General features: G+C 67.4%; 2 protein-coding genes. Both read right to left on the bottom strand.

The annotated features are described in order from the left end of the window. On the bottom strand, positions 1-938 hold a 938-nt coding region (locus AC1D01_RS33265), incomplete at its 3' end, for a DUF1631 family protein (RefSeq protein ID WP_477873743.1). 161 nt (positions 939-1,099) lie between these two features. Next, positions 1,100-1,525 carry a large conductance mechanosensitive channel protein MscL gene (mscL, locus tag AC1D01_RS33260; RefSeq protein WP_477873742.1) on the bottom strand — a complete coding sequence of 142 codons (426 nt, stop codon included), beginning with the start codon at positions 1,523-1,525 and terminating at the stop codon, positions 1,100-1,102. Positions 1,526-1,753 lie beyond the last annotated feature (228 nt).

Below are 1,753 nucleotides of genomic sequence, written 5' to 3'. Positions count from 1 at the left end.
GCGGCATCGCGGCCGGGCGCGGTGGTGCCGGGGCGGCCCATCGTGCCGACGCCCGCATGGCCACCACCACTACCACCAGCACCGCCGCTCCCTCCCCCCGGCCCGCCGAAGCCGCCGCGGGACGAGCCGCCGGGCATGCCCTGGCCGCGACCGGGCAGGCCGCCCTGGCCGCTGTCGAAGTCGCCGGTCATCGTGGTCGGGGCGTACAGGTTGCCGCTGCCGGACGAGCCGGTGTCGCGCAGCGTCGAGTAGCCGGAGTTGACGCGGTCGCGCGCCAGTTCGTTGCCGGGGCCCTCGACGCCGCGCACCGACAGGCTGACCGGCTGCACGCCGCGGGCGCGGAAATCCTTCAGGATGTCGCCGTAGCAGGTGGGCATCGCGCGCGACAGCGCGAGGCTCATCTCGCGCGCCAGCACCTTGCGCGTCTCGCGCTCGTTCGACACCGATTCGATGGCGCGGAACACCGAGGCGCCCATCACCTCGCCGCGCAGCGGGTTGCGTTCCTGGTCGGCCCGCCCGATGCCCAGCAGCGCGCCGGTGTAGGCCGCCATGTCGCGCAGTTCCCATTCGCAGGCATGCGTGATGGCCTGGCTGATGCGGTCGGACGACATCTGCTCTTCCATCTCGGCATCGCCGACGATGCTGAGCGACATCCAGTCGGTTTCGGCGAGGCTGCGGCCGCTCTCGCGGTTCGGGCTCAGCTCGCGCGTCACGCGCTTGCTCAGCGTGTCGCCGAACACCAGCACGAAGGTGCTCATGTGGCGGCGCAGGTCGAGCTGGGCGGTGATCAGGATGTCGCGCTCGTAGATGCGCATCGCCGCCGATGCCAGCGTGCCCAGGTGCGTCGACACGCGATCAGCCACGGCCGCAGTGGTCGTCTTCAGGTGGCTGATGGCGGCGTCGAACGCTGCTTGCGAACGTGGATCGATCGAATTCATCTACGGACAGGGCCGATGGGCGGACCGGGGCGAAACCGCCCTGACGGATGGTCCGGACGGAGATACCTGCAGTATGAGCCCAAACGGAATGGGCACGCGCCGCGTTGCGGCGTGGCGACGGTGGCCGGCGGGGAGCATTTCACGCCCCGCGGCGCGAACGTTCACTTCTTCAGCGAATCCCGGATCTCGCGCAGCAGCTGCACGTCTTCGGGCACCGCGGCCGGTACCGCCGGCGCCTCGTGCTTGAGGCGGTTGATCTGCTTGACCATCACGAAGATGATGACGGCGAGGATCAGGAAATTGAGCGCCACGGTGATGAAATTGCCGTACGCGAACAGCGGGACGCCGGCTTTCGTCAGCGCCTCGTAAGTCATCGGGCCCTTGAACTCGGCCGGGGGATTGGCCAGCATCAAGAAGTAGTTCGAAAAATCGAGCCCGCCGACCAGTCGGCCGATCACCGGCATGATCAGGTCCTTGACGATCGAATCGACGATCTTGCCGAAGGCCGCGCCGATGATGACGCCGACCGCCAGGTCGACGACATTCCCCTTCATCGCGAACGACTTGAATTCGGTGGCGAATCCCATGTGATGCTCCTGTTCTTCTGGATGCTGCGCGGCAGTATTGCCGAGCAATGCCAGAAGTCAAGCCGAAAGCCTCGTCAATGAGGGTCCGCCCGCAGTGGCGCGCGCCCCTCACCGCCGGGCGCGGGGGTTGACACGTCCGCTAGAATTCTCGGTTGCCCGTGACCAGAAGTCTCCAGCCAAGGACCCCCAATGAGTGACAGCAACGAGCAAGGTGGCAAGCAACAAGGC

Source organism: Rhizobacter sp. P3_B12, from assembly GCF_056402895.1.
The sequence above is the reverse complement of the archived record's forward strand: the minus strand, read 5'-3'. Positions and strand labels throughout refer to the sequence as shown.

Coding starts and splice junctions, on each gene's coding strand:
- mscL (WP_477873742.1), bottom strand. CDS start 1,525: ATGGGATTCGCCACCGAATTCAAGTCGTTCGCGATGAAGGGGAATGTC.